Raw genomic sequence first — 20,504 nt, forward strand, 5'->3', positions numbered from 1 at the left:
AACTGCGCTACTTTTTAATATCCTCCCACAGCTTATCAAGGCGCTTAATCGATACAGGAAAAGGCGTCTTCAACTCCTGCGCAAATAAAGAAACCCGAAGCTCCTCAATGAGCCAGCGGTAATCATGCAAGGCTTCGCTGATATCAATATTGGCTTTGCGCAGCGCGATGACACGCTCATCCCATCGCTGCCACACCTGCTGTACTGATTGACTATTACGTGCGTCTCGCTCAATTCCACCTGGATATTTTTCAAGCCTTAACCGCAATGCCTTGATATAGCGCGGCATGTGTTGCAGACGCTCCCATGGGGTTTGGCTAAAGAAACGTTTGGGCAGCAAACGGCTAAGCTGTTCTTCGATCTCTTTCTTCAACCTCGCCATATTAGGCGCTAATGTAGCCAGTTTTTGTATGAGTAACTGGTGCTCAGCGGCTATTGCTGTCGCCAAACAGCCAGCCCCATCCACTACCGCTGGCAATCTGGTGCGTGCACGTTGCTTCAAGTTCATAAAGTCCGCATTACTACGTGGCAGATCATCTTCGCCGATAAACGCCCGATCAGCGATGGCAGTCAGCATATCTTCGCGCAACTCATCGGGTGCCATGATATTACGTAACTGCAGTGCATATTGGTTAAACCCCGGCAAACCTTTCTCTAGCTGTTTCATCTGCTCTTTAAGCTCGAGGCGCATAAGGCGTCGCACGCCTGCACGATGGGCATTAGTAGCCGCGATTTCCGTATCAAAAAGCTTAACCGCGACCGTTTCTTTTTCGTCATCTATCGCAGGGTATCCAGTCAGTTGCCGACCTTCTCGACTAAAACTCAATGTCTTGGGCAAATCGCCAAAATCCCATTGTTTAAGGCCGGTCTTTTCTATATCAGGCGAACTATCCCGAAAAGTCAGCTGCGCTGCTTGCCCAAGCTGTAACTTCAGTACATTCCAGCTTCTGCCACTCCCTAGTTCGCGGCCTTTTTCATCAATCACACGAAAGTTCATATGTAGGTGCTCCGGCAGCGCTTCAATATTCAGCTCTTCTACCGACATCTTTAAACCGGTTTGCTTTTCAATATAAGCAATCAGCATTAGCACCACCTCCCCCTCGCCGACTTTCACCGCTTCAAGGAACCCAGTGACAAACTCGGGAACAGGCACACACACACGTCGTAAAGTCTTTGGCAACGCTTTGATCAAGGCAGTGATCTTTTCACGCAGCATGCCTGGCACTAACCACTGCGCACGCGTCGCACCCAATTGGTTCAGCAATGCCAAAGGTACGGTTGCAGTAACGCCATCTAAGGGGTGTCCGGGTTCAAAGCGGTATTTCAACGGCAAGGTCACGCCATCCATTTGCAATGATTCCGGGAACTGCGCTTCAGTGACGCCCGAAGCACCATGACGCATCAAGGCATCACGCGTTAGATACAACAATTTTGGCTGGGTCTTCTCAGCCTCTTCACGCCATTTCTCAAAACCAGCGCCATTGATGATGCCTTGAGGGATGATGGCATCATAGAATGCAAACAAGGCATGCTCATCCACCAGCACATCCTGCCGTCGGGCTTTATGCTCAAGCTCTTCGATATCAGCGATGAGTTGACGATTGGCTTCAAAGAATGGTGCCCGGGTATCGAACTCCATATTCGCGAGCGCCTCACGAATCAATATTTCACGCGATTCTTTTGGGTCGATCGGGCCATAGTGCACGCGCCGTTTTGGTATGACGGTCAATCCATAGAGGCTGACCTTTTCCCATGCAACGACTTGTGCCAGTTTACGATCCCAGCGCGGGTCGCTATAGCTACTCTGCGTCAGGTTGCGCGCCAGCGGCTCCACCCAGTCAGGTTCTATCTTCGCCACACAGCGGGCATATAGCTTTGTGGTTTCCATCAATTCAGCTGCCATGACCCACTTTGGTCGTTGCTTTTTGAGTGCCGACCCAGGCGCGATATTAAAACGTATCCCGCGTGCACCTTGATAACTCTCAGACTCTCCATCCTTAAAGCCGATATTGCCAAGTAAGCCAGAGAGCAAAGCGCGATGGATCTGATCGTAGGTTGCCTCTCGTTGAACTACTTCTCCCCTCGCGGGAGAAGGTTGGGATGTGGGAGAGATAAAGCCCATCTCTTCAGCGATATCACGCAGTTGCGCGTGTAGCTCACGCCACTCTTTTAAGCGCAGGAAAGACAGGAAACTCGCATGACACTTATTGAGCAAGTCCTTATTCGACTTTCTGGTTTTCAATGCTTCATCATAAAAAGCCCACAGTTTGAGATAACTCATAAAGTCTGAATTCTCACCTGCAAACTTGGCGTGCGCTTGATCAGCCGCTTCGCGTTTATCCATAGGTCGTTCACGCGGATCTTGAATACCGAGCGCACTGGCGATAATCAATATCTCACTCAGGCAGCTTTCTTTTTGCCCGGCCAAGATCATACGGCCTACACGAGGGTCAAGCGGCAGGCGTGCAAGCTGAGTGCCTAACTCCGTGATATGGCGATTGGGATCGACCGCACCCAACTCTTGCAGCAAAAGATATCCGTCCGAGATAAGCCGCGAGCTTGGTGCCTCAATAAAAGGAAATTCGTTGATATCGCCGAGGCGGAGCGCTGCCATGCGCAAAATAACAGAGGCCAGCGAAGAACGCAGTATCTCAGGATCAGTGAATTCAGAGCGGTTATTAAAATCCTGCTCATCATACAAGCGCACGCAGATACCGCTAGATACGCGGCCACAACGCCCTGCCCGCTGCCTTGCTGCGGCTTGCGATATCTTCTCCACCTGCAACTGCTCGACCTTGGATCTTGCACTGTATCTGTTGACCCTCGCCAAGCCGGTATCAATGACATATTTGATGCCCGGTACAGTCAATGATGTCTCAGCTACATTGGTCGCCAAAATGATCCGTCGTGCACCACCAGACCGGAATATCTTCTGCTGGTCTTCAATGGATAGCCGTGCGAACAAAGGCAGCACTTCCACATGACGCATCTTGGGTGAACGTGCCTGATGTTTGCGCAAGTGATCTGCTGTATCGCGAATCTCACGCTCACCGGGCAAGAAAACGAGAATATCGCCGTCACCCTGCCTTAGCAGGTCATCTGCCACGTCGAGGATCGCTTCTTCCATGGCTTCTTCCGCCTCATCTTCCTCCAGCCAGCGAGATTCGATGCGCGGTTTACGCTTAACGCCCATCAGATCCTGTCCTAGCAGCTCAAGATCATCTTCATTCTCAGGGTCAAGCACTTGTTCCTTCGCACTAAACCCGGCTTTACCTAGTGGTCGATAGCGAATCTCAACAGGATAAGTACGTCCAGAGACTTCAATCACCGGCGCACCATCAAAATGGCGCGAGAATCTATCAGCATCGATCGTCGCAGAAGTGACGATGATCTTGAGCTCAGGGCGTTTCGGCAATAACTGTTTAAGGTAACCCAGTAGAAAATCGATATTCAGGCTACGTTCATGCGCCTCATCGATAATGATGGTGTCATATGCATTTAGAAAGCGATCACCCTGCGTTTCCGCGAGCAAAATGCCGTCAGTCATCAACTTGATATAGCTTGATTCAGATAGCTTGTCATTGAATCGCACCTTGTAACCCACCACTTGCCCCAATGGTGAGTTCAACTCTTGTGCAATACGCGATGCCACTGAACGCGCTGCGATACGCCGTGGCTGGGTATGGCCAATCAAACCACTGATACCACGGCCTAGCTCAAGACATATTTTGGGCAGTTGCGTGGTTTTACCAGAACCTGTCTCACCGCAAACAATCACCACCTGATGTTGACTGATCGCCTCAGCGATCTCATCTTTTCGCCCGCTAACAGGCAACTCAGCCGGATAATCTGGCTTGGGCAGCGCAACTCTACGAGACTCCAATCTGGCAATAGAGCGGCGAATCTTCTCGGCGATCTCAGCCAATGCACGATCTACAGGTTTACCTTGATCTAAGCTAGCGCGCGTCTGCTGCAGCTTGCGCCTCAACGGAAAGCGGTCGACTAGCATACAAGCAGGCAAGAGCTTTTCTAATTGGGATAGATTTTGACGGGGATTATTATTTTCTGTGGTCACAGGCAAGGCATCGATCATGTCTTATGGCATTTTAGCATGCCGCTACTCTCACCACAGGCATGGTGAAAGTAGCGGCTAGGATTGAACCTGAAATTAGCTAGGTTTTATTTCCTCACACAATCTTCAGTACCCGTATTGCCACCTTTGAATTCCGGCTCGAAGTAGAATTTATGGAAGCTAGCTTTGCCCTGCTTATTCGTCTTAAAAGTGGCTAAGCCAACTCCATAATCCTTGGTCGATTGATCGGTGAGTGCAAAATGGATTGCAAACTGGTTGCCATGCGCTGCCGCATAACCCGGGTATTTACCAAAGCCCGGCACTTCAAGGGTGAACTCATAACTCGCATAAGTAGCTGTGCTGTGTTCCGGCTTAAGTTTTAAAGTGACCTTGCCGGTGTAATCGCCTTCTTTGCTGTCTTTTCCCGTGCATTCGTAAACACCGCTGTAATCCATACCAGTAAATGCTGGCTGGGCTACGGCTTCTAGCACGAATAAACAACTCAAAATACACAATACATATAGAGAAATTATTTTCATAAAAATCCTGATGAGTTAGTAATCGAATTCACTTAAACTAGGGTTTAATTAAACTTAGGCTTTAAATAGTTAACCTTGGAATGCGCAACCTTCGAGCAAATTGGCTCGGAACTGAATTAAGCCTTGCACGTCGAATTATCATACCATCTACAAAACACAGCCTTATCGCTTGTGTATGGCTTAATTTATTTTTTAAATAGCTACATTTAATCAATAGCCTATGAATCAACAGCCTAATAATGAAAAGAAAGTCAGGAGATAGCATTGATCATCAAGCATGGCCGTACCATCGTTAACCCAGTCATCAATCTGGCAACACACTATCTTAGCTGCTTAAAGATCATATTTGCCAAGGCGACTTCAGAATGGTTCGCGCATCGGGTAAACAGCAAAGGGGCGGCTCTTGCGTTTTATACCCTGTTTTCCCTTACCCCGATACTGGTTCTGATCATTGCCGTGATGGGTTACTTTTTGGGTGAAAAAGCCGCGCATGGTGAGCTCATCGAACAGATATCAGGCCTCGTCGGCGAAAGCGGTGCGCACGTTATTCAATCTTTGCTGGTAGCTTCGAGCAATCCAAAATCCGGCATCATTGCCACACTGGTTTCGGGCTCGCTGATATTTATCGGTGCCACCACGGTGATCGCAGAGTTAAAAGCCAGCTTGGATGAAATATGGGAAGTAAAAAAGATCGTACATAAAGGCAAACAGGCGGCATTCAAACACTTGCTGAGAACCCGCATACTCTCGTTCAGCATCATCATCGCACTGGCCTTTTTACTGCTTACATCCCTCGCATTAAGTGCTGGCCTTGCATTGGCTGAACCCTACCTGAAAGATATTTTGGGTGGATACCTGATCGTACTTTCATGGCTTTCATCATTGATCTCTTTCGGCGTGATTACCGCCATGTTCGCAGTGACTTATAAGATGCTACCGAATGTGCCTTTATCATGGCGCGATGTAGCCATTGGCGCTGCGCTGACAGCGATATTGTTTGCCTTGGGTAAATTTCTCATCGGTATATACCTTAAACATAGTGCGGTATCGTCGAGCTTTGGTGCTGCTGGGTCACTGATCGCGCTTTTGCTATGGATATATTATTCAGCGCAGATATTCTTCTATGGAGCAGAGGTGACGCGCCAGTTTGCTCTCAATTTTGGTAGCCTTAAAAAAGCACCCGCTAAGCGGCGAAGCGTGACTGCATCTCCTCAAGATTCAACTCCTTAAGAATATGCTCTAGCCTTATTTGCGCATTCTTGCGTGGGGCATTCTTATAACGGGCGATGATCAGCTCGTTCTTCATCGAATGTTCCCACCCAACCAACTCAGTCACAGTGACTTGATAACCATGTGCTTCAAGTTGTAGGCAACGCAACACATTGGTGATCTGGCTACCGAATTCTCTAGTATGAATAGGATGACGCCATATCTCCGATAATGGCGTCTTGCCGAACGATTCATTCTTATGGCGGCGCAATACTTCGGCTACCTCAGCTTGGCAACATGGCACCAGCACCATGAATTGCGCCTGCTTCTCAAGCCCGAACCTAATGGCATCATCCGTGGCCGTATCGCACGCGTGGAGTGCTGTTACTATATCCACTTTTTCTGGTAATGCAGCAGAGGTAATGGATTCCTCAACGCTCAGATGCAAAAAATCCATGCGGCCAAAACCCAGCTTTTCTGCCAATACCTGAGATTTTTGCACGAGCTCCTCTCGCGTCTCAATACCGACAACCTTGCCTGCTGCTAGCGACTTCATAAAGAGGTCGTAAAGTATAAAACCCAGATAGGATTTCCCCGCCCCGTGATCGACCAGCACCGGCTGCTCATTCGCTGCATAGGCTTCAGTGAGTAAAGGCTCTATGAACTGGTATAGGTGATATACCTGCTTGAGTTTGCGGCGTGTGTCCTGATTGAGCTTGCCATCACGCGTGAGGATATGCAGCTCTTTCAGCAACTCTATCGATTGATTGGGTTTGATTTCGGGGATAAGTGTCATATGCCTAGTTTACCATTGCGGGCCTAGTAGCAAATATTAGCGGCATAAAGACGAGAAGTTTTAGGTGAGACTTTTAGGTATAGATAAGCTTTGCAACCGAATAAAACCATGATTACATTAGTAAGATTGCATTAAAAATCGAATCGTAAGCGCAATTGCTCCTGTGAGGCAGCATCCACCGAGTTAAAGTATTTTTGCACCAGCACCTCATAAGTCTCAAGTGTGGGGGCATGCGGGAATTCTTTACCGAAGCGTTTCAAAAGTACTGACACTCGGCTGTTAAGTCGTTCACGCTTAAAATAGTGCAGCATTAACCGCACACGCAAGCTTTGCACGACAAGCTCACGCAGCAATGGGTCATTAAACACCCATGTCGATGCATCGGAATTAACCGCATGCATATCCAGTGCTTGGTGTTTTTCGTCGACCTCTTCACCAAAAAGATAGTTGGTAGCGGCAGCCGCGATCAGATTGGCCTCATCATCACTTGTGACATGCTGTTTATAGACGCGGAAATTTGCAAACACGCTCAGTTTGGCAATGGCGAGAAACCGCTTGAATTGCCTGTGCGACATGAAATGCATAATGAAATATGCCACGACACAAATCAGAATTAAAAAATATACCGTTAACATTTACCCTCGCCACAACCAGACTCACCACTAGATACTTCACCGTGAATATCAAAATATAGCTAAATGACCTTTGTGTGTTTAGAAAAACCTAAGGCCACGATGCTTACTAAATTTTTATAGCAAGATTCTTCATAGAGGGCATTTTCAGCAGACAATTCAATATCTAATGAAATAAAGCAGATGTCAGTATGGGGCATTGGGGCTAATGGACTAGCTTGAGACCCAAAATAAAACCTAGCTCAGGGCTTTAGGTCCAGAGTTTTAGGTTCGGGGCTTAAAACTTAAAATCCAAACGCATCTTTCATCACATGAAAGATATAGTTCTGCTCTTTGATGCCGCGAAACAGATAGGCTTTTGGCCCACCAGCGAATATCTCCACATCATCTGCTGCATGCGTTTCTGAATCCAGCGGTACATTGTTTTCCTGATGGAAATCAGGGCTCTCGGTATCAACCTGCGACATATCCTCGATACGGCCACTGCGAGCCGGATTCTTATGGATATCCTCTGCCGGCACATCAGGGTAGTAACCTTTGCCATTGGCATAACTTATCGTGGTGTATGGCTTGCCATCCGCAGCGAGTTGCAGCTTGCCGTCCACCATCACTTTACCTAATATCGGGTTGCCGCGTTCTGGGTAGCCGCCGATGGTCATGGTGTGACTATGGTCGGCAGTCACGATCACCAATGTATCTTTGAGATCAACTCTTTCCAGCGCTTTTTTTACCGCATCAGATAACGCAACGGTCTCAGTCAATGCGCGAAATGCGTTGTTGGCATGGTGTGCATGGTCTATACGCCCTGCTTCTACCATCAAAAAATAGCCTTTAGAGTTCTTTTTGAGTATATCGATCGCTTTGGCCGTCATGTCAGCCAATGAAGGTTCTTTGCCTGCATCGTTCGGGCGGTCATGCTCATACTTCATGTGGGATCGCTCGAAGAGGCCGATCAACCTCTTGGTATTAGCCGGGTCGATAGCATCGAACTGCGCCTGATTCCACACGTATTTTGCATCGAATTTCTTAACGTATTCATCAACAAGGTTGCGTCCATCACGCCTATCACCTTTCTTACCAATATCTTCAGGATCATCCACGGTATTGGGCAAAAATCGGCTACGCCCACCACCAAGCACGACTTCAAGGCCATCGCCAATACCGCCTTTGCCATAATCATCGATCAACTGTGAGGCAATATCTTTGATGCCCGTATCCGCTGGTAGATTATTATCCGATTCCCAATCGCGCATCGATGTATGTGCATAAGTAGCCGCAGGGGTGGCATGCGTGATACGTGCTGTTGAGATAATGCCCGTTGAGCGTCCATTTTTTTCGGCCAGCTCCAGTATCGTCGTCAGTTTGGCGGCTTGTACTTTGGCGTTATCTTTTTCACCATTCTCGATCGTCTGGTCGACAGATAGCAAGCCATCATTAGTTTTAACACCGGTCACCATTGCTGTCATGGTAGGGGCTGAATCCGACGTTTGCTGGTTGGCAGAATAGGTTTTTGATAAAGCAAGATAAGGTAACTTCTCAAAAGCGAGCTGATTACCCTCACCATCTACGCCGCGTGACTGCCCCTCAAATATGCGTGCGGCAGTTACCGTGGCAACACCCATGCCATCGCCAACGAACAGGATCACGTTCTTAGCATGCCCCATATTAGGCAAGACTTTCTTTGCAGCAGCTAACTCAGTTTGGCCGTGGCGATACCATGTGTTGGCATCTTCAGCAAAAGTACTAGCGCTTACAATCATCAGAGCGGCGGCGATTACATATTGAGTCATTTGTTTCATTTTAGCATTCCGGTAAAAACTGATAGACAGTCACATCATCGATAGAATAGTAGCCGATGATGTCATGCTGATGACCATCATTTACAGAATGCGTAGCTTGTTACCCATGACTACCCATTTGTTGAGTGGGGTTTTAGCGGGATGGGTTAAAACACCCAACTCACATAGACATTCGCCGCATGTGATCGATTGTTATCACCATGCTGACCTCTGTAGCTGATGCCTGCATTGAGTGCTGGGGTGATGTTTGAGTTTAGCCCGATGTCATAGAGGAAGGCATCACGAGCGATAGGATTACCTCTCACATCAAAGTCTGTGCCACTGTTTAGTTTGGCTTCACTCTTAGGTGTGACATCGCCTTCAGCATGGCGTAAACCTAAAGAGCCATTTAAACTGACTGGCAGGCTTTTGATACTGGGTAGCAGATGCGTGAACCTGACACCTGCAGTGGTGAGTGTCGTATTGGTCTGTTCACGACCGAGTTTGAGTGCTGCTGCATCGCCACGTTCAGTGAAACCTTCACGGTTGGTCATGACCTGTGCAACATTCACAAAGGGTTCTATTGTGGCCGTGCTAATGTTGAGACGGTATCCGAGGTCAGCGAAGGCTTGTAGAGTATGGGCATTGTAGTCAGCAGATTCTCGTCCATTAAAGCTACCGAAGGCTAGGTTACGTCCTGTATCAAGCCTGTGGTAGCCATAGCTGGTACCGAGCTTGAGTGAGACCTTATCGAAACTACGGCCTGCATAACCACCTAAGTGAACACTGTCGATATCGGCACGGCTGCTACGAGTATTAAAACGTGTGTCGCCATAACCACCTAGCAGGCCAACCGTCCAAGCTTCGCTATCTCCGATGATGCGATCTGTGCCGACGATGCCGCCATTCATGTAACGGGAAGTGCTGTCGGTATTGCTGTTTCTATCCCCATAGGCATAGATGGAGCTGCCTTTGAACCAGACTGAATTGCCATCTGGTTGATAGAGGCGATTGGTGACCGCACTTCTGACGAAATCCGTATCATCGATCAAAGCGCCTTGTGCACTGGCATGCACTTCACCTGCAAGCTGACTAAAGGCATTACGCGCGCCAGCAGCATCCAGACCTAACACGGCTGCGCCAATAACACTACTTGCCAATGGGGTAAGACCGCTGGCGGCCTGCATCTGATTATAGCTGCCGCCAATGTCGGTAAAATTGGTGTTGTTACGTGTGAGGTCTAATGAGATCGTGCCGGGTGTGGAGTAATCCAGTGTGGATGAGAAGAACGCCAGATCAGTCGTTGTGCCTGCGAATGCACCAGTCAGCGTGCCAGTGTAATTCAGGATGTCATAGCTGATGGTAGAGCCCGCAATGTAATTGCCCGGTGTGATGATGGTGTTGACCGTGCCGCCGTTGATGATGACGTTGCCATTCACATTAATACGATCAGAAGCTCCAGCATCATTCACTTCGACGTTGTAGTTCGAGCCAGCAGCAAAGGTCAGGTCACCATTGACGGTCAACGTACCGATGGAATTGCCTGGGGCTAGAGTGCCGCCGGAACGGATAAGTACATCAAGGGCTGTCAATGTTCCGTTACCACCAAGCAGACCATCGATAATCGGCTGACCGCTATCGACGGTGCCATTCACGATAAAACGTGCACCACTGTCGACGACAATGTTGGTCGCCACTCGAAGTAATCCGCCTACGCCAACGGCAAGGGTGCCTCCTTCTACATCGACTGTGTTAAGAGTGCCATTTGTGGTGCCATTAAAATTCCATGTACCTGTACCTGCCTTGACCAGACTGAGAGCACCCCCACCATTAGCATCAAGTGAACCGTAGTATAAGGAATCACCTAATACACTGGTGTCTATCGTCAGGGTCGAGCTGCCGGAAGCATTTTTGACAGTACCTGCGACTGACAAACTGCCGAGAATTGCATCCGTCCCATTGAGGTCAAATGAGGTAAAAAAGCCGAGCAGTTCGACGGCGACGGTATTGGATGAAATCCTGCCTGCACCTGAGACCACGAGTACAGCGTCATTATAGAAGCGCTGGATGCCGCCGCTGATGGCATTCGCGGCAGAAACATTAAGAGTGCTATTATCGAAGAATTCCAGAATTCCGCCACTGATGGCATTAGCGGCACTGGCATTAAGACTGCTGCTATCGAAGAAAGTCGGACTTCCACCACTGATGGCATCGGCGACACTGGCATTGAGGCTACTGCTATTGTTGAAATTCTGAATCCCACCACTGATGGCATTAGCGACACTGGCATTGAGGCTGCTGGTATTGTAGAAAAGCTGACCCCCACCACTCACGGCATTAGCGGCGCTGGCATTGAGGCTACTGGTGTCATTGAAACGCTGATCCCCACCACTGATGGCGTTCGATGCACTTGCATTGAAGCTACTGGTGTTATAGAACCTCTGAACACCACCGTTGATCGCATTCGATGCACTGGCATTCAGGCTACTGGTGTCATTGAATTCCTGAGTCCCGCCACTTACTGCATTGGAGGCACTGGCATTCAGATTACTGGAGTCAAGGAAATTCTGAGTTCCACCGCTGAGGGCATTAGATACAGTGGCATTGAGACTACTGGTGTCCCTAAAAGTCTGATCCCCACCGCTGACTGCATTCGCCGCACTGGCATTGAGGCTACTGCCTTCTTCGAAAGTCTGGGTCCCACCGCTGATGGCATTCGCAGCACTGGCATTGAAGCTACTGCTATCTTCGAAAGCCTGAGTCCCACCGCTGATGACGTCCGATACACTGGCATTGAGGCTACTGAAGCTCCAAAAAACCTGAATCCCGTCACTGATGGCGTTCGATGCACTGGCGTTGAGGCTACTGCTACCTTCGAAAACCTGAATCCCACCGCTGATGGCATTGGCTATACTGGCATTCAATGTGCTCGTATGATAGAAAGCCTGAGTCCCACCGCTGACTGCATTCGATACACTGGCCTTGAGGCTGCTGGTGTCAAAGAAAGTCTGAGTCCCACCGATGACTGCGCCCGTGATATTGGCTGACAGCGTATCACTTCCAAAGAAATAGCTATCTCCAGAGGTTATTGCGCCACTAACAGATGCATCGTAATCCGCAGCATAGATGGGGGCTGCAAATAACATCAATGGCAGAAAAACCAGCGTGGGTTTGAGTGTGAATCGCATACATGTTCCCTTTAGGTAAGCGTCTTGCCAGCCCTGACCAGCGACGTCTTATTGCGGTTACAGATGTTGCGGCCACGCACAAGCACCTGATTTATTTAGAGATAGATTGTAGGTAAATAGGGTACGCTTGTATGTCGCCAATTGTGGCTACATACTTCTATAGGTAAGTTTCCGCATAATAGGGATTGCTCGGGATTAAAATCCTTATTCTTGATATAAAAAAATAGATCATGCCCACTGTTTCTGATAATCCCGATGTGATAAGGCTCGTCTTGATCGAAGACGACATTCAGTTCAATCGACACTTCAAGGATGCGATGAAGCTGACAGATGAAGTCGTTCTACTTGGCACTGCAAGCTCCGTGAAAGATGGCTTGGCATTGATTAAAACCACTGAGGTTGATGTACTGGTGGTTGATCTTGGTTTACCAGATGGTAGTGGCATCGAACTTATCAAGGCGGCAAAAAAGCGCTTACCAACATGCCAGATCATGGTGTTCTCGATATTCGGTGATGAGGTCAATGTACTAAAATCTATTGAAGCTGGCGCGACAGGCTACCTGCTTAAAGAATATACGCCCGATCAATTGATCCAGGAGATCAAGAATCTGCATGCCGGGGGGAGCCCGATCAGCCCGATCATCGCACGACAGATACTCTTGCGTATGCACGCTGGTAAATCTGAATCCGCTGAGAAAGAAGGTACCGACACATCTTCGCTATCAAGTAGAGAGCAGGAGGTGCTTAACCTCATCACCCAAGGTTTCAGCTATGGCGACATCGCGAAGAAACTCGATATCTCGTACCACACCGTGCGTACATTCGTGAGGAGAGTCTATTTGAAGCTCGAAGTTAACTCACAAGCTGAAGCGGTCGCCAAGGGAAGAGATAAAGGTCTGTTATGAGAAAAGTCTTTGCTGTATGGCTTAACTTGGTGTTCTTATTTATCTGCGCTACGGTTCAAGCAGAAGAACCATTCCATTTCACTAGTGCCGATTTTGCACAAACCAGTGATGGCAGTTTTGCGGAACCAGAAAGAACATTGGATGCTAAGGTTGAGCGTTTAGACTGGCAGCAGACCGATCTACCCAGTGTTGTCGCCAGACAAGTCGTCCCAACGAAGAACCACTTTGAGAAACATATCAGTACGAGCTGGTATCGGCTGCGCCACATAGCGTCCAGTGAAACTGGCTCAGATGATCCTTTGTATCTTTACATCCCGCGCTGGCAAACCATAGGCAAGATCGCGATTTATGCCAATAATGCACTGGTCTTTAAATCTGAGGGTGGCCCCATGTGGAATGGGTATAACCACCCTGTATGGGTGAACCTTGATGCGGCTTTACCAAATGCTGTTCAACTCAACGATGTGACCATCCGTATCGATCACCTGACGACTGCTGGCAGCGCATTATCTTCAGTGTGGGTAGGCCCTAAAAGCAGTTTGGGCCTCAAACACAGTACCCGCTCGTTCCTGCAGAACAAGTTCATAGAGATCGCCAGCAGCGCCTTCTTACTCATCGGTTTCTTCTCTCTGGCCTTATGGTTCAAACACCGTCAAGAATCGATCTACCTCTTGTTCACGTTGTCCTCAGTATTGTCTTACCTGAGATGTATGCAATATTTCGTGGGGGCGGAGCCCCTTTATATTCCTGAAGTATGGTTCACATGGGTCAATATCAATGCCAGTGGATGGCTCACGCTTGTACTGTATTTCTTTTGTATTAGATTACACGGCAGACGCTACCCCAAGATAGAGCTAACTTGTATCGCTTTAATGGCAATGGTCAGTATAGTGACCTTGCCGGCATTGGGTATCTTCGCAGACATGGGGATCATCATCTCGTTCGTGAACCTGATTATGTTTGCCGAGCTTGTATTTATATCAGGGCTGATGATCTTCGCTTCATGGAAGAGTCAATCACGTGACGGGATGATCCTATCGCTTCTCTTTATCCTCAATGTACCTCTAGTCATCTATGACCTCTTATTGCAGAACTATCAGATCAACATCGAGAATATCTATCTGCTGCCTTACACCACATTAGGTCCGTTATTCGTTTTGATCGTCATTATCAACAGAAGATATACCGCAGCGTTGATTGGGGTGGCAGATGCCAACAGAATATTAGAGCGCCGTTTGGAAGAAAGAGAAGCTGAACTAAAGCAAAGCCATTCACGATTAAAAGAAATAGAGCTTCGTCAAGCCGTTAGTGAAGAGAGACAAAGACTAGTACGAGATATGCATGATGGATTAGGCTCGACACTGGTCAGTGCATTGACCGTGGCTGAGCGTGGAAAGATAGATGCAGAACAGATTGCTGAAATCCTGCATGAATGTATCGATGACCTGAAACTGACCTTAGACTCTTTGGAGTCTGTGGATACAGATATCCTGTTGATGCTTGCGACACTTCGTTACCGATTAGAACCAAGGCTTAATCAGGCCGGAATCACGTTGGATTGGCAAGTCGTCGAGCTTCCCAAGTTGGATTGGCTGATGCCGACAGATGCCTTACAAATACTACGCATTCTGCAAGAGATATTTACCAATATCCTCAAGCATTCAGGTGCGACAAAGATTCGGGTTTCTACGGGATCGACTCAAGACAAAGTCAGCATAGAGATCAGTGACAATGGAAAAGGCTTTGATGCTGAACAAGTGATTTCTGGTCGGGGGCTGGTCAATCTGAAGAAAAGAACAGAAGCACTAAAAGGTGTGATCTTCTGGAGCTCAAAAGGCGGTGGAACCTTAGTAAGACTTACCTTAAGGTCTTCTGATCAAGAGTCTAGTTAAGCTTAAAATCATTAGTTGTTTATCAGTATTTGCGGTCGACTTTGGCAATAGTTGATGTCCAAAGGTATCAGTTTCTGGGAATCACCTAAATGCCGCCAAACACAGCTTAAGGCTTAAACTCGTTCAATTCTGGCACATGATGCTAAAATGCACGAATTAAGCACTATTCATTTTGCGCATGGCGCAGCAAGCACTATGCGATACTCATTCGTTACTATCGGCGGTTAATACATTATGGCAATCCAGTGGTATCCGGGGCATATGACCTCGGCGCGCAAAAAAGCCGCCGAAACAATGGAATACATCGATGTCGTTATCGAAGTGCTGGATGCACGTGTGCCAGAAGCAAGCCATAATCCGCTGATTGAAGAGATGCGGCTTTTTCGCCAGCGCCCTAATCTCAAGATACTTAACAAGGCAGACCTTGCTGACCCAGCGGTAACACAAGCTTGGCTCAATCACTTCAATAAGCAGCCGGGCGTCAAAGCCGTCGCGCTTTCATGTAAAAAACCGGGTGACGCTAATAAGATACCCGCTTTATGTAAAGCGCTAGCACCGCACCGTGACTCCCCTATCAAACCCTTGCGTATGATGATTATGGGCATCCCGAACGTTGGGAAATCAACGCTGATGAATGCCCTGCTCAACCGCCGCATCGCCAAGGTTGGTGATGAACCTGCCGTGACCAAATCGCAGCAGCGCTTTGAGCTTAATCCACTGATGAGCATTACCGATACACCGGGCATGATGTGGCCAAAGATCAAATATGAGAGCGATGGCTATATGCTGGCAGCCAGCCATGCTATTGGCCGCAATGCGGTGATTGATGAAGATGTCGCACTATTTCTCGGCAGTGTACTGCTTGAAAACTACCCTACTCTTCTGAATGCGCGCTATAAGATCGATGTGAGCAATATGGATAATGTCGATCTATTAGAAGCCATTGCCAAACGCCGCGGATTCCGTCTAAAAGGTAATGAAGTCGATATTGAAAAGACGGCCATGACATTGCTCGTGGATTACCGCTCAGGTGCATTAGGCCGCGTAAGCCTTGAGACGCCAGAAAGTCGGCTGACCATGATGGCAAATGCCGAGCAGATCGCTAACGAGGTCGCAGAGACTCAGGCAGATGAAGATAAAGCCGATATCGAGTAATTAAAATCCTGCTGATTGCATATTTACGCCATTGATATACGAAAAGATTTATCCTGATACATAAGGAAAAATCTTGCCAAAACCATTCATTAAATCGATTCTTGCACTGACCACCTTCGCTGTAGCGACGGCGGTAAGCTATCGCTTTTTTGATACTATCGATATCACTGGCATCACCATGCTCTACCTGCTGGTAGTGGTATTTAATGCATATTTTCTTGGCTTTTTCTTTTCACTTGCGACAGCTATCAGTGCGTTCATCGCGATCAACTTCCTATTCATAGCCCCGCAATACACCTTACATATCGCAAGCCCGCATTCATGGGTGGCGCTGATTAGCTTCATGATGGTCTCAGTCGTGATATCGTCCCTGCTTAAACGTTTGCAGGCTGAGACGAATAAAGCCTTGAATGCGAAACGGCGCGTGCAATTCTCAAAAGAGCTCATTGAGCATATCGCTACAAGCACCAATATTAACGAACTACTAAATACCAGTAGCCGATTGATCCAGCAGTTCTTCAACAAACCGACGGCCATTGCACAAATACAATCAGACCTGTCTTATCTCATTACGCATCACCACCAGCTAACAGCACAACCTGATAAAGAAGCGCTGGAATGGGTGGCAGAAACGGGTAAAGTCATCGGCCCGCATACGGACAACTGGCCCGACTCACACTGCTGGATCATCCCGTTTGACCGCCTGCCAAGCAAAGCACCAGTAATGGTGATTGGCGATATAGATGCCAGTAGCCCAGACGAGTTATTAGGCGACTTAAAAGGCCATGCCGACCAGATATATGCAGTTTACCAGCGGCTTATCCATCTTGAACAATCACGGCAAGCAGAGCTGATCGCACAAGAGGAATCCATACAGAATGCGTTGTTGGCTTCTATCTCCCATGACATGCGTACGCCTTTGACGGCTATCTTAGGTGCCGCCACCAGCCTAAGCACTCAAGGTAAGTTATTAAGTACGGAGGAACACCAACGCCTGCTTGGCTCGATCGCCTCAGAAGCAAGACATTTAAGCACTTCTACCGAGAATATTCTGGCGCTTGTGCAGCTCGAATCCGCGCAATCGATGCATATAGCACTGGATTGGCAATCCCCCGAGGAGATCATTGGCACGTTGCTCGCCCGCTATCGCGAACGCGACAACACAAAAGCCATTGCGACAGACATCAAGACATTTTCGTTGATCAAGGCAAATGCCACGTTACTCTCTCAGGCATTAGCGAATCTTATGGACAATGCTTTGGTAGCTCACCAAGGTAAAGAGCCCATCATGGTCTGTGTTAAAGAGTCGAATCAGACGATCAGCGTTAGCGTTAAAGACCGTGGTACAGGCTTTAGCCGCGAGTTTTCTGCCAACGATATCAAGAAATTCAGCCAGCGCGATAAAAACAGTAAAGGTTTTGGACTCGGCCTCGCCATCGTGCAGGCGATCGCACATAAGCACAAAGCTAGGCTTACGATAGAAAATCGAGAGGGTGGCGGCAGTAAAGTAGCGCTGATATTCCCTGCTGAATCACTGATGCAAGCTTCTGATTGATGATGTCTAAACCTACACAGATCATGATCGTTGAAGACGATGCCGACATCGGAGAATTCCTCATCGCCAGCCTTAAGGCTGCGGGCTATCAGCCACAGTGGAAAAAGAATCTCACCGATGCAAAAATAGCATTTGATAGCGAAAAGCCTGCACTGATTATTTTAGATCTCACCCTACCAGATGGTGACGGACGCGATTTTATAACTGATATCCGCGTACATTCCGATGTCCCTATTATCGTGTTATCTGCCCGCCAGTCAGAACAGGAGAAAGTCGCCTGCTTCACATTGGGCGCAGATGATTATCTATCGAAGCCTTTTGGTGTCAATGAGTTGCTCGCCCGTGTCATGGTGGCATTAAAACGCACGACGATGATGTCGTTACGTGACCATATCTACTCAGTGGATGGCTTAGTCATCGATAGTCAAAATAGCACGGTAAGCCTAAGTGGCATGGCGCTGCACTTAACGCCGCTGGAATTCAAACTGTTGTTCACCTTGGTTAAAAAACCGGGCAAGGTTTTTACACACCGACAACTCCTTACTGAAGTCTGGGGGGCTGAATATGTTGATGATACGCACTATCTGCGCATTCACATGGGCCGTTTGCGCGCCAAGATAGAAGCAGACCCTGCAACCCCTAGATTCATCATCACAGAACTAGGTATAGGTTATCGATTAGCACCGAATTAATATGGATAGCGAATGTTTATGCGTTTGATATACGCCACTTGTTTTAATGGCTTGTCTCATTATTTCAAGGCTTATCATGAATACAGATATTCGTTCCAAAAGTATCGCAGCACTCACCTTGGGGGCCATCGGAGTTGTGTTCGGTGACATCGGCACCAGCCCGCTTTATACCGTCAAGGAGATATTCAGTGAATCCACTGGTATAGCACTTACTCAGGCCAATATCGTCGGTGCCATCTCTGCCATATTCTGGGCATTGATGCTGGTGGTCACCCTTAAATATGTCATTTTGATATTACGCGCGGATAACCGTGGTGAAGGCGGCATCATGGCCTTGCTAACGCTCGCATTATCAGGTGCAGCACATAGCGCAAGGCGTAAAAAATGGTTGCTAATGCTAGGCGCCTTAGGTGCAGCGCTATTTTATGGTGATAGCATCATCACACCTGCCATTTCAGTGCTCTCAGCAGTCGAGGGCATCGAAGTCGTCACACCTACGCTCAAAGACTACGTCATCCCCATTTCAGTGCTGATATTGGCGAGCCTTTTCGTGTTTCAACGATTTGGCACAAACGCGGTCGGCAAGCTATTCGGCCCCATCATCGTCATCTGGTTCGGTGTGCTTGGCGCTATCGGCGTATGGCACATTGGCCACAACCCTGAGATTCTTCAGGCATTAAATCCAGTGAACGCATACCACTTCCTAGCAGCACGTGGCGCAGGTGTGTTCCTTGCAGTTGGCGCGGTCTTGCTTGCTATCACAGGGGCTGAAGCGCTTTATGCAGACTTGGGGCATTTTGGTAAACCTGCCATTCGCTATGCATGGAGTCTATTCGTCTTACCTGGGTTGGCACTTAACTACCTTGGTCAAGGTGCATTGCTACTGAGTACACCGGAAGCAGTCAGTAACCCTTTCTATTTGTCTTTCCCGCAAGAGTTACTGATTCCTGCTGTGCTATTGGCCACTATGGCGACGATTATCGCATCTCAAGCGGTGATATCGGGCGCTTACTCCATCACCCAGCAAGCGATACAGCTAGGTTTTCTACCTAGAATGCGCATATTGCATACATCGGTCACAGAATCCGGCCAGATCTACATGCCGGGGGTGAATTGGTTATTACTAATAGCCGTTGTCACCGCGACGATTGCTTTTCAATCATCATCAGCCTTGGCAGCAGCTTACGGTATCGCAGTCACTGGCACCATGCTCATTACTACTATCCTTGCTTATTTTGTATTACGTCATCACTGGAAATGGCCATTGCCCGCAGTAATGCTAACGACAGGATTCCTGATATTGCTTGATAGCCTCTTGCTAGTATCATCCTCTGTGAAGTTCATGAATGGTGGATGGTTCCCTATCGCCCTAGCCTGCTTGATCGTGCTTATTATGTGGACATGGAAACAAGGCCGCGAGATATTGATGCTGCATATTCGCGACAACGACCCCAAGCTTGTAGATTTCGTGAAGAATATGGAGCATAGCAACATCCATATCGTGCCGCGCACTGCTGTATTTTTAGTGTCAGATCCAACAACGGCGCCACAGGCTTTGCTACATAACATGAAACATAACCATGTATTACATGAGCAAAACCTCATCGTCACCGTGACATTCAAAGATATCCCGAATGTCCCAGCAGATGACCGTGTTGATTATGTCAGTATCGGCAAGGGGTTCTGGCAAGTCTCCCTCAATTACGGCTTCATGGATAACCCGGATGTGCCTAAAGCATTACTTAACCTGCATCTACCCAATATCGAATCTAACCCGTTTGGCACATCTTATTTCATCAGTCGCGAGATCATCGTGCCAAGCCAAGGTGGCAAGATGCCAAAATGGCAAGATAAATTATTCTCTATGATGTCGCGCAATGCAGGCAGTGTGATTAGTTATTTCAATATACCGAGTAACAGCGTAATCGAGCTAGGCTCGCGGGTACATATTTAGGGCAATTTCACATGCGGGGTAGCGGCCAATTGCCCCGCAACCCAATCGTGGCAAGGGATAGGCACAGACAGGGTTAAGTATATTGATTTGTTTAGGTTTATTTAAGGATATTCGCTTGCATAATTTCCGTTTTCTGG

Annotated in this window: 13 protein-coding genes; 7 read left to right on the plus strand and 6 right to left on the minus strand. The window is 48.0% G+C overall.

The window, feature by feature from the left end:
• Positions 1-7 precede the first annotated feature (7 nt).
• Positions 8-4,009 carry an ATP-dependent RNA helicase HrpA gene (gene hrpA / locus A7981_RS07250; protein WP_067266688.1) on the minus strand — a complete coding sequence of 1,334 codons (4,002 nt, stop codon included), beginning with the start codon at positions 4,007-4,009 and terminating at the stop codon, positions 8-10.
• Positions 4,010-4,179: 170 nt separating this feature from the next.
• A complete protein-coding gene (locus A7981_RS07255) occupies positions 4,180-4,611 on the minus strand; it encodes a hypothetical protein (RefSeq protein ID WP_067266110.1) in 432 nt (143 codons plus the stop codon).
• A gap of 264 nt (positions 4,612-4,875) precedes the next feature.
• On the opposite strand from A7981_RS07255, the gene A7981_RS07260 reads away from it, so the two are divergent.
• Entirely contained in the window at positions 4,876-5,841 is a 966-nt protein-coding gene (locus tag A7981_RS07260; RefSeq protein WP_254258516.1) for a YihY/virulence factor BrkB family protein, read from the plus strand.
• Here A7981_RS07260 and A7981_RS07265 read toward each other — a convergent pair.
• The 4 genes from A7981_RS07265 to A7981_RS07280 form a co-directional block, all read right to left on the minus strand.
• Positions 5,795-6,616, minus strand: coding sequence for an SAM-dependent methyltransferase (locus A7981_RS07265; RefSeq protein ID WP_067266113.1), 822 nt, complete (start codon positions 6,614-6,616; stop codon positions 5,795-5,797). The two genes, A7981_RS07260 and A7981_RS07265, sit on opposite strands and share 47 nt — an antisense overlap.
• A 131-nt stretch (positions 6,617-6,747) precedes the next feature.
• Positions 6,748-7,191, minus strand: coding sequence for a hypothetical protein (locus A7981_RS07270; protein ID WP_131800944.1), 444 nt, complete (start codon positions 7,189-7,191; stop codon positions 6,748-6,750).
• Positions 7,192-7,532: 341 nt separating this feature from the next.
• Complete coding sequence (locus A7981_RS07275) at positions 7,533-9,047, minus strand: alkaline phosphatase (RefSeq protein ID WP_067266120.1); 1,515 nt, start codon at positions 9,045-9,047, stop codon at positions 7,533-7,535.
• Positions 9,048-9,193: 146 nt separating this feature from the next.
• The gene (locus tag A7981_RS07280) at positions 9,194-12,214 is read right to left on the minus strand and encodes an autotransporter domain-containing protein (RefSeq protein WP_067266122.1); all 3,021 of its coding nucleotides are present in this window, start codon (positions 12,212-12,214) and stop codon (positions 9,194-9,196) included.
• A 230-nt stretch (positions 12,215-12,444) separates the two neighbouring features.
• On the opposite strand from A7981_RS07280, the gene A7981_RS07285 reads away from it, so the two are divergent.
• The 6 genes from A7981_RS07285 to A7981_RS07310 all read left to right on the plus strand — a co-directional run bounded on the left by A7981_RS07285 (position 12,445) and on the right by A7981_RS07310 (position 20,367).
• Positions 12,445-13,119, plus strand: a complete 675-nt coding sequence (locus tag A7981_RS07285; protein WP_067266124.1) for a response regulator transcription factor — start codon at positions 12,445-12,447, stop codon at positions 13,117-13,119.
• Entirely contained in the window at positions 13,116-15,011 is a 1,896-nt protein-coding gene (locus A7981_RS07290; protein WP_082889230.1) for a sensor histidine kinase, read from the plus strand. Before A7981_RS07285 ends, A7981_RS07290 begins: the two co-directional genes overlap by 4 nt.
• Before the next feature lie 234 nt (positions 15,012-15,245).
• Positions 15,246-16,166 (plus strand): ribosome biogenesis GTPase YlqF, encoded by a 921-nt coding sequence (gene ylqF, locus A7981_RS07295; protein WP_067266126.1) that lies wholly within the window; start codon positions 15,246-15,248, stop codon positions 16,164-16,166.
• Positions 16,167-16,239: 73 nt separating this feature from the next.
• Entirely contained in the window at positions 16,240-17,721 is a 1,482-nt protein-coding gene (locus A7981_RS07300; RefSeq protein WP_067266128.1) for a DUF4118 domain-containing protein, read from the plus strand.
• Positions 17,721-18,413: a winged helix-turn-helix domain-containing protein gene (locus A7981_RS07305; RefSeq protein ID WP_067266130.1), complete on the plus strand. Its 693-nt coding sequence runs from the start codon at positions 17,721-17,723 to the stop codon at positions 18,411-18,413. The genes A7981_RS07300 and A7981_RS07305 overlap by 1 nt, the downstream gene beginning before the upstream one ends.
• A gap of 76 nt (positions 18,414-18,489) precedes the next feature.
• The gene (locus A7981_RS07310; protein ID WP_088178031.1) at positions 18,490-20,367 is read left to right on the plus strand and encodes a potassium transporter Kup; all 1,878 of its coding nucleotides are present in this window, start codon (positions 18,490-18,492) and stop codon (positions 20,365-20,367) included.
• Positions 20,368-20,504: the final 137 nt, after the last annotated feature.

Source organism: Methylovorus sp. MM2, assembly GCF_001648895.1.
In the GTDB taxonomy this organism is placed as follows: Bacteria; Pseudomonadota; Gammaproteobacteria; order Burkholderiales; family Methylophilaceae; genus MM1.